The sequence below is a fragment of the Frankia canadensis genome (genome assembly GCF_900197875.1).
GTDB lineage: Bacteria > Actinomycetota > Actinomycetes > Frankiales > Frankiaceae > Frankia > Frankia canadensis.
Genome location: NZ_FZMO01000501.1, coordinates 26,382 through 34,853, shown reverse-complemented (window position 1 = coordinate 34,853; position 8,472 = coordinate 26,382). Strand labels below are relative to the sequence as shown.

At 73.7% G+C, this 8,472-nt stretch carries 8 protein-coding genes and 1 pseudogene; 5 read left to right on the top strand and 4 right to left on the bottom strand.

The genetic code is table 11. The annotated features are described in order from the left end of the window. From C1A33_RS26930 to C1A33_RS26915, 4 genes and pseudogenes are all read left to right on the top strand, one after another. Positions 1-250 (top strand): annotated as a pseudogene (locus C1A33_RS26930) (hypothetical protein); the annotation flags it as partial. Positions 251-256: 6 nt separating this feature from the next. Then, entirely contained in the window at positions 257-520 is a 264-nt protein-coding gene (locus C1A33_RS26925) for a hypothetical protein (RefSeq protein ID WP_101834421.1), read from the top strand. Between the two features lie 271 nt (positions 521-791). Beyond that, on the top strand, positions 792-2,312 hold the full coding sequence (locus C1A33_RS26920) for an alpha,alpha-trehalose-phosphate synthase (UDP-forming) (RefSeq protein ID WP_101834419.1): 1,521 nt from the start codon (positions 792-794) through the stop codon (positions 2,310-2,312). Between the two features lie 217 nt (positions 2,313-2,529). Next, positions 2,530-2,721, top strand: a complete 192-nt coding sequence (locus C1A33_RS26915; protein ID WP_423748154.1) for a hypothetical protein — start codon at positions 2,530-2,532, stop codon at positions 2,719-2,721. Positions 2,722-2,897: 176 nt separating this feature from the next. Here the strand turns inward: C1A33_RS26915 and C1A33_RS26910 are convergent, their stop codons facing one another. The 4 genes from C1A33_RS26910 to C1A33_RS26895 form a co-directional block, all read right to left on the bottom strand. Continuing rightward, positions 2,898-3,443, bottom strand: coding sequence for a SixA phosphatase family protein (locus tag C1A33_RS26910; protein ID WP_101834416.1), 546 nt, complete (start codon positions 3,441-3,443; stop codon positions 2,898-2,900). A gap of 300 nt (positions 3,444-3,743) precedes the next feature. After that, the gene (locus C1A33_RS26905; RefSeq protein ID WP_101834439.1) at positions 3,744-4,118 is read right to left on the bottom strand and encodes a WhiB family transcriptional regulator; all 375 of its coding nucleotides are present in this window, start codon (positions 4,116-4,118) and stop codon (positions 3,744-3,746) included. Between the two features lie 791 nt (positions 4,119-4,909). Next, positions 4,910-5,272, bottom strand: a complete 363-nt coding sequence (locus C1A33_RS26900) for a rhodanese-like domain-containing protein (RefSeq protein WP_101834437.1) — start codon at positions 5,270-5,272, stop codon at positions 4,910-4,912. Between the two features lie 80 nt (positions 5,273-5,352). Next, the gene (locus C1A33_RS26895; protein WP_101834414.1) at positions 5,353-5,952 is read right to left on the bottom strand and encodes a cysteine dioxygenase; all 600 of its coding nucleotides are present in this window, start codon (positions 5,950-5,952) and stop codon (positions 5,353-5,355) included. Between the two features lie 830 nt (positions 5,953-6,782). Between C1A33_RS26895 and C1A33_RS26890 the strand changes: the two genes are divergently transcribed. Next, the gene (locus tag C1A33_RS26890) at positions 6,783-8,456 is read left to right on the top strand and encodes a GAF domain-containing sensor histidine kinase (RefSeq protein ID WP_101834412.1); all 1,674 of its coding nucleotides are present in this window, start codon (positions 6,783-6,785) and stop codon (positions 8,454-8,456) included. Positions 8,457-8,472: the final 16 nt, after the last annotated feature.

Below are 8,472 nucleotides of genomic sequence, written 5' to 3'. Positions count from 1 at the left end.
CCGCGGGCGCCAGCGGCGGCGCGCCGGCTTCACCCCGCCCTCGACGCCGGCGCTGCGGGCGGGGGTGCTGGGCGCGGGCATGGCCGCGGTCGCCGTGCTGGCCACGTTCCGTCTCGCGCCGACCGACATGGTCGATGTGGCCGGGGCGCTCGTCTCGCTGGCGGCGGCGGCGCGGTTCGGGCTCGGTCTCGGCGCGCCGGCGCAGCAGCAGGCGGCCGGGGCGCGGGCCGGCGGTTCCAGGAAGGGATGAGGACGGGTGTCAGGCACGATCGCCGACGTCAAGGCGCAGCTCGACGAGGCGTTCCGGCGGACCGAGGAGGTCGCCGGCCAGTTGGAGGGGGCGCTGAGCATGCTCGAGGAGGCGCAGGCGATGGTGATCGCGGCCACCGACGGCAGCGAGCACCGGGCCGTGGAACAACTGACGAGCGCGCTCGTGGAGACACGCGACACATTGCAGATGTCCCTGGCGTCCCTGGGTTCGGCGGTGCAGGAGGTCCGGGACTACCGGGACGGGCTCTGACGGCAGGTCCGTCGCGGCCAGTGCCTGATGATGCGAAACGCGTGACGGCGACTCCCGAATTCAGGGAGGTATCGGTCGCGGAGGGTGTCCGATCAGACGGTCAAGGTGACCAGGTGAAAGTCTGGGTAACAACCGTTTGGGCGCCCTGCAACGCGGTGCATCCGGAACCGGGTCTCACTACAGTCCGGATTGTCCCCGTGCGCCCGGGGCGCTGGCACCACCAAGGGCACCGGACGCCGAGTACCGCCCGTGACCAGGAGGCCGCATCGCCGTGTCGGACTTCATCCCCCTCGACCTGCCACTCGTGCTCCTGTCCAATCGCGGTCCTGTCAGCTTCGACCGGGACACCGCCGGTCGGACCGTCGGCCGGGGTGCCGGCGGGCTCGTCTCAGCCCTGTCCGGGCTCGCCGAACATCTCGACGACGCCGTCTGGGTCTGTGGCGCCGCCAGCGAGGAGGACGCCGCCGTCGCGGCGGAGCACTCGGGCAGCTCCATCCTCGTCCAGACCCACCCGCAGCCCCGCCTGATCGAGGGGGAGGCGGAGGGGCCGGCGATCCGCGTCCGGCTCGTCGTCACCGATCCGAGCGCCTACGCCGACTTCTACAGCGTCTGGTCCAATCCGATCCTGTGGTTCATCCAGCACGGCCTCTACGGGCGGACGCTGTCGCCGGTGCTGACCCGGGCCGAGCACGACGCCTTCGAGAACGGTTACGCCACCGTCAACCGCGCCTACGCCGACGCGGTCGTCGACGAGGTGCGCGCCCGCGGCGGCAAGGCACTCGTCCTGCTGCAGGACTACCACTTCTACCTGGTGGCGGACTGGGTGCGCGAGCAGTGCCCCGACGTCGTGCTCACCCATTTCATCCACATTCCCTGGCCTGGGCCGGACGAGTGGCGCATCCTGCCGGGGGACATCCGGGAGCGGCTGCTGCGCGGCCTGCTTGGTAGCGACGTCGTCGGCTTCCACACCCGCCGTTACGCCCGCAACTTCGTGCTGTGCGCGGCCGAGCTGCTCGGCCTGCCGACCGACCTCGAGCAGCTCACGGTGACGGTCGGCGACCGGCTGGTGCGGGCCCGGTACTACCCGATCTCCGTCGATCCGGCCGCCCTCGACGCCACCCAGGCGTCCGAGGAGGTCGCGGCGCATATCGCGATGCTGCGCTACCTGTTCCTCGACGACGACCGGCAGCTGATCCTGCGGGTCGACCGCACCGACCCGTCCAAGAACGTGGTGCGGGGCTTCCTCGCCTTCGGAACGCTGCTCGACCAGCATCCCGAGCTCGTCGGCAAGGTCAGCTTCCTGGCCCTGCTGCAACCCAGCCGCACCGACGTGCCGGAGTACGCCGACTACATCGCCCTGATCGGCGGCCTGGTGGCCGAGATCAACGCCCGGCACACCAAGGAGGGCCGCCAGCCGATCGACCTGCGGATGGTCGAGGACTTCCCGCTGGCCGTGGCCGCCTACTCGATCTGCGACGTGCTCATCGTCAACGCGATCGCCGACGGGATGAACCTGGTGGCCAAGGAGGTGGCGGTCGTCAACCGGCGCGGCGGGGTGCTCGCCCTGTCGGAGATGGCCGGCGCCCACGAGGAGCTCGGCGAGTTCGCCGTCACCCTGCAGCCGTTCGACGTGCAGCAGATGGCCGACGCGCTCTACACCGCGCTGACCATGCCGATGGAGGAGCGCCACCGGCGCCTGGCCGCCGCCGCCGAGCAGGTGCGCACGCACGACGTGCGGCGCTGGCTCGACGACCAGCTCGTCGACCTGCGCCGCATCGCCGGGTTCATCTGAGCCCGGCGCCCCCGCACGCGAACGGTGACCGAGCCGGTCCGCCCGCGCGACACCGGCCGGACCGCCCGCCCGAGTGGGCCACAGGGCCCGGGCCGGGCGCCTCGCCAGCCGGGAACCCGGCCGCCGATCGCGGGTAGTCTCGCAGCGGGCGCCATGCGGTGGGAGACCGACGCGCCGCCGGCCCGCGGGCCGGCGCAACGGACGAACAGGAGTGGACGTGGCTGAGACCGGTCACCACAAGGCGAACACGGGTTCGTGGCTTGCGGTGCTGCTGATTATCGCGGGCTTCGTCGTCGGGGCCATCGCCCTCCCGCTCGCCTCCACGGCGCTGTGGATCGTGACGGCGGTGCTGGTGGTCGGCGGAGCGGCCATCGCCCTCGCCTCGCGGATCATGGAGCAGGCCTACTGAGCGTGCCGGTGAGCCGAGTCGTCGGGGCCCGCACGTCAGGCGGGCCCACGACGACGCCGCCGGGCGCCGGGTCCCGGCCGGCGGGTGCCGAGGTCTCCGCCCGGTGCCAGTCATGTCCGCTCGCCCGGCCGCCGCTCGCCCGGCCGCCGCTCGCCCGGATGTCGCCCGCCCGCGTCTCAGCCGGCGTCGCCGCCCGCGGCACCGGCCGACTCGCGCAGCTGGCGGGGAGTGACGAACGCGACCAGCCGGGTGGTGTCCTGGCCGAGCTCGGCCCAGCGGGACACGGCGAGGTCCTCGACGGCGAGCGCCGCCGTCGGGAAGGTGGCGATCCGGTGGCGCTCCGGCGGGGCCAGCAGCGCCACAGCCAGCGCGTGGATGCCCGGATTGTGCCCCACCAGCAGGACGCTCGGCACCCCGTCATCGACCTCCTGCAACCGCTCCAGCAGGGCCTGCGGCTCCGCCAGGTACAGCCGGTCCTCGACCAGGACGGGGACGCTCGCCGGTAGCGCCCCGGCGATGCCCTCGACGGTCTGCCTGGTGCGCAGCGCGGCCGAGCAGAGGATCAGGTCGGGCGCGAGACCGGCGTCGGACAGATGGCGGGCGACGAGTTCGCAGCCGCGCCGACCGGCCGCCGACAGCGGGCGGTCCACGTCCGGCGTCGCCCCGTCGGCCCAGTCGGACTTCGCGTGGCGCAGAAGCAGCAGGCGACGCGGCGGCCTCATCGAGGCACTCGCACCGTCGCAGGCCGCCGTGCCCGTGTGTCCGCGTCCGTCACGTCTACTGCCGTCTCCCGGATCTCGACCGTCCCGCGAACCGCGGGCGGTGGCTCGCAGCCTGCCGGGCGGGGGCTGTGCTCGTCAATGGGGAGATCCGGCATCGAGGTGGGTACACCCGCTGCCGTCCGGTGGGACGGATCTGGATATCCGGGTGCGGCAGGTATCCGTCATCACGGCGCTCTGCCACACCTGGATATCCCGGGTGTGTCACGGATACCCGGCGTCACCGGATATCCGTGCCGGTGATCAGCCGGCGATGGAGGCGGAGGAGGGCAGCAGCAGGCGGTCGGCGAACAGCAGGGCGTCTTCGGCGCTGAGGCGGCCGCGGGGGACGACGGAGGACCGCTCGTCCGAGGTCAGCCCACCCCAGACACCGTGCTCCTCCTGGCGGAAGATCGCGGTGGCGAGGCAGGGGCGCTGCACCGGGCACTCGGAGCAGATCTTGCGTGCGCGGGACTCCGCGGCGGCGCGGGCCTTGGTGTTACGGCCGTCCGGCGGGAAGAAGGCGTCCGGGTCGCCGTCACGGCACGCGGCGTCCTGGCGCCAGTACGCGGGCCAGCCGGCGCCGAAGGGCTGCGGAGGCAGATCGCGGCCGGGAAGGACGGGTACGCCGGCGCTCATCGTGCGCCGCCACAGTGGCACGAGGACCGGAAGCCGAGTGAGGCGACACTTCGGGCAAAAGGCACATTGAGCTGACTGGGCATACCGTCTCCTGCTGACGTTGCAAAGGCGGACACGTTTGCTGTGCAGACCGCCAAATCCGGCGTAACGCACACCCAGACAGGCAGGTCAACCGCGGTGAGGCGAGATGCCACCGGAAGGTCCCGAGGGAATCCGCCGCCGGCGCCATTTACCTGGCATACCGGGGGCGGCCTCGCCCGGAAACGATCCCGTCTCGCCTCGTTAACCGAGGAACGTAGACGCCTCTCGACCGGATAGCAAGGGTTCCGGAACGCGAACGTCCGGAGCCACTTGAGACTCGTTCGAGGGCGCGCGGCGACCGGGTGAGGTGACCCGGCGCGACCGTTTCGCGATCTTGGGCGGCGGGCGGCGGGCGGTGTGCGGTGGCCCACAGGTGTGCCCGGAATCGCTGTTGGGCAGCGGAAACGAGCATCCAAAAGATCGCTGTCGACTGTCCGACAGGTCGCGCGGGTGCACCGGCGGGGAGGCCCGGAATGGGGGTGCAAGCTGCGTCTCAGCCTGGTTGCGGGCACGTGTCGGGCGCGCGCGGCGGCGGCCATCTGGCACTTTTGGGTCGATTTGTGCCATGAAGTGTGCCGAGAACCACACCCGATCGCTTTGCTGGTGCAAGCGCGTTGCGCCCCGTTCGGGGTAGCGGCTTCAGGCTGTCAACCGACCTCGCGGCGCTGGCCGGGCCGGCGCGGGTCGGGATGGGGGAGTTGTGTTTCTGGTCACCCCGTGGTGGGCAGCCCGGCGGCGGCCCACGCGTGGTAACCGCCGATGACGTCGGTGGCACGGTGCAGGCCGAGCTGGCGCAGCGCGTCCGCGGCGAGGCTCGACGTGTAGCCCTCGGAGCAGATCACGATGACCTGAAGATCGTCGCTTGTCGCGAACGGCAGCCGCGCGTCGCTCGTGGGGTCGAACCGCCATTCCAGGACGTTGCGCTCGACGATCACGGCGCCGGGAATCTCGCCCTCCGCGGCCCGCTGGGCCGCCGGCCGGATGTCCACGAGCACGCCGCCGGCCTCGGCCAGCGCGTGTGCCGCCTCGGCCGGTTCCAGCCGGCGCAGACGGGACCGGGCGGCGGCGAGCATCGCGTCGATCCGGCTCCCGCCGCCCTGCGGCTGGTCCCTGCCCTGCGGCTGGTCTCGGCCCGGCCCCGCGCAGGCGCCGCTCATCGTGCCGCCGCGCCCGCCGCGACCGTCTCGGCGCGGCTCGGGTCGATCAGGGCGGTGGGCTGGGACCCGATGATGCCGGCCGTCGCGGTGGCGTCGCCAGCGCTCGGCCCGTACCGGAGCGGCAGCTCGGGCGGGGAGTAGGCGTGGATCGTCGTGGCCGGCGTCAGCCCTCGGTTGGCCACCCGGTGGATATGCGCGGCACCGAAGCCGACTGTGGCGCCGCCGCGGTGCTCGCGCACCCGGGTGAGCCGCCACCGTCGATCATACTGGTCCTCCTCGACGGACCCGTCGGCGACGGCCAGCGCGCCGAGGGCCCCACCGTGGTCGTGCACCTCGGTCTGCTGCCCCGGATACCACCCGATCAACCACACCTCGACCGACGCGGACAGGAGCAGGCGGGTGTACCACCGGCGGTCCGCGTGGTGGCGGATCACCGGGCGCCAGACCTCGGGCGCCGCGGCCAGCGTGGACGCCAGCCGGCGCAGGGCGGTCAGGCCCAGGCGTTCCGGCTCGTCGCTGAGGCACTCGGCCGGCAGGTACGGCGCGGGGCGCGGGACCGTTCCGGCGACGAGCAGCGCCGGATGCAGCAGAGGCACGAGGACTCCCAGATAGACGGTCGGAACGACACGGCAGGGTGGGACGGGGCCGAGCGGCCCGGGGGCAGGTCCGGGCTGGTGACCGCTGGCACCGGCGTGGGCGGCGTCGTCGGCGGTGGGCGCCGGACGGCTCGGCGCTCGCCTGCCGCCGGCTCAGTCGCGCCCGCCGGCGCGGGCGGGTGAGCGTCGCCGGCCGCGGCGGGATCCACGCGCCTGGCCGGGCTGCCCCGGGACACGGATCCGCGCGGCGGCGTGGGCATCGGCTGGGCCTTCGCCGACCAACGCGGGCGATCTTCCGGCGCGGCCCCGGCGCACCCGACGGGTAGCCCCGGCGGTGGCTCGAAAGGACCGGTCCGCGAGCCGTTCCCGGCGCCTCTACCGACCGGAGCCGCTCACCGTCCGTAGCTCTCGGGACGGCCATGGTGCGACACGGACATAGAGAGGAGGGGCGGGACGATCACGACGGACGATCACCCGGGAAGGTGCGGGCGCGGGGCGGGAACGGCGCGGAGCCGCCGGCGGCGCCTCAGGCCCGGCCGGTACAGGCCGCGCTGGCGATCCGGCCCAGATCCGTCACGCGATCGCGGTGCAGGAGGAGGCGGGGCGCTGCCATGCCCCCACCTTACGTGGCCCGGATCGCGGGCGGGGAGTGACGCGCGGCGTTGACGCACGATCGGCGGTGCGTGGTCAGCGTGCTCCCCGGGGTGATTCCGGTGGATATCCTGCGGGGCAGAGCGAACCACCGCGGTCGGCCTTCCTCCGCGCCAGGTGGGCGGTCGGGGGAGCGAGGGGATGTCGTGCGCGAGGACGGGCGAGCCGCCCGATGACGGATGGCTGAGACGCCCGCCGGCGGGCGGACCGGGCCCCCGGCGGGCGATGACCGGTCGCGGCTGGACGGTCTGCTCGGCGGGATCGTCGAGATCGCGCAGGAGCGCAGTCTTCCGGTGACGTTGTGCCGTGTCGTCGAGGCCGCCATCCGGCTGGTCGGCGCCGAGGGGGGCGCCCTGGGCCTGCTGGGCGAGGCGGGCGAGGTCGCCGAGGTCTTCCCGGCCGACGCCGCCGAGGCCGGCGACGCCGCCGACGGCGCGGGGGCGCTGCTAGGGCTGCTGCCGATGGGGCGTGGCCTGGTCGCAGAGAGCCTGCGTGATCGGTGCCCGCCGCGTCTCGCCGCCGACAGCGCGTTCCTGCATGTGCCGATCGCGGTGCGCGGGGAGGTGTTCGGCGCGCTGCTGCTGGTCGGCAGGGGCAGCAGCGGCGCGTTCACCGCGCCCGACGAGGCGCTCGTCGGCGCGCTCGCCGCCGCCGCCGGGTTCGCCATCGGCCACACCCGGCTCTACGAGGCGACCCGGCGCCGCCAGGCGTGGCTGCACGCGAGCGCCGAGATCACGACGGCACTGCTGTCCGTCGCGGATCCGCAGGAGGCACTCGGCCTGGTCGCGCGTCGCGCCCGGCAGGTGACCGCGGCCCGCCTCGCGGTGATCCTCGTGCCAGACGTCGAGGACGTCGAGGGCCTGGTGGTGGGCGTGGTCGACGGGGAGGGTGAGGAGCGGCTGCGCGGGCGGATCCTGCGCCACGAGGCGCGGCTGCTCGACGCGATGCGCACCGGCCGGGCGGCGCTGGTGGGGGCGGACCGCGGCCCGCTGTTCGATGCCGGCACGCCGGATCCGCCGGCCGAGCACGGCATGGTGGTGCCGCTGATGGCGGGCGGGCGGACGCTGGGCATCCTCGTGCTGGGCACGGAGGGCTCGGCGGTGCCGTTCAGCGGGCCTGACCTGGAGATGGCGGCGGCGTTCGCCGGCCAGGCGGCGCTGTCCCTGGAGCTCGCCCGCATCCATCGGGACCGGGAGCGGCTCGCGGTCTTCGAGGAACGTGACCGGATCGCCCGCGACCTGCACGACGTCGTGATCCAGCGGCTGTTCGCGACCGGCCTGCAGCTGCAGAGCCTGGCCCGGTCGGTGGACGGCCCGGCCACCGCCCGGCTGCATCTCGCGGCCGACGAGCTCGACCAGACTATCGCGGACATCCGGCAGACGATCTTCTCGCTGACGTTGGTGGACGACGAGGGGGGCGATCTCGCCGGGGAGATCCGGGCGATCGTCGCGCAGACCGAACGGGCGCTGGGTATCACGCCGCAGATCCGGGTCGACGGACCGATCGAGCGCCGGGTGCCGGCGTCGATACGCCCGCACATGCTGGCGGCGCTGCGCGAGGCGCTGTCGAACATCGCCCGGCACGCCCGGGCCACCCGCATCGACGTGCTGTTGCGGGTGACCGGTGTCGACGTGCTCGTCGAGGTCCGGGACGACGGCTGCGGTCCGGGCGGCGCCTCGCGCAGCAGCGGGCTGGCGAACCTGCGCCGACGCGCTGTCGACCTCGGCGGCCGGATGGGCTTCGGCCCGGGTGAGAGCGGTATCGGCACGACCGTGACCTGGCAGGTCCCGCTCATCACCCCACCCGCGGCGCTGCGCGTGGTGCCCTCGCTCGAGGGGTTTCCGCCGCGGTGAGATCCCTCCCACGGCG

Excerpts from the sequence above, each read along its gene's own strand:
- C1A33_RS26910 (WP_101834416.1), bottom strand. The coding sequence starts at position 3,443 with ATGAGGCCGCCGCGTCGCCTGCTGCTTCTGCGCCACGCGAAGTCCGAC.
- C1A33_RS26905 (WP_101834439.1), bottom strand. The coding sequence starts at position 4,118 with ATGAGCGCCGGCGTACCCGTCCTTCCCGGCCGCGATCTGCCTCCGCAG.
- C1A33_RS26900 (WP_101834437.1), bottom strand. The coding sequence starts at position 5,272 with ATGCTCGCCGCCGCCCGGTCCCGTCTGCGCCGGCTGGAACCGGCCGAG.
- C1A33_RS26890 (WP_101834412.1), top strand. The coding sequence starts at position 6,783 with ATGGCTGAGACGCCCGCCGGCGGGCGGACCGGGCCCCCGGCGGGCGAT.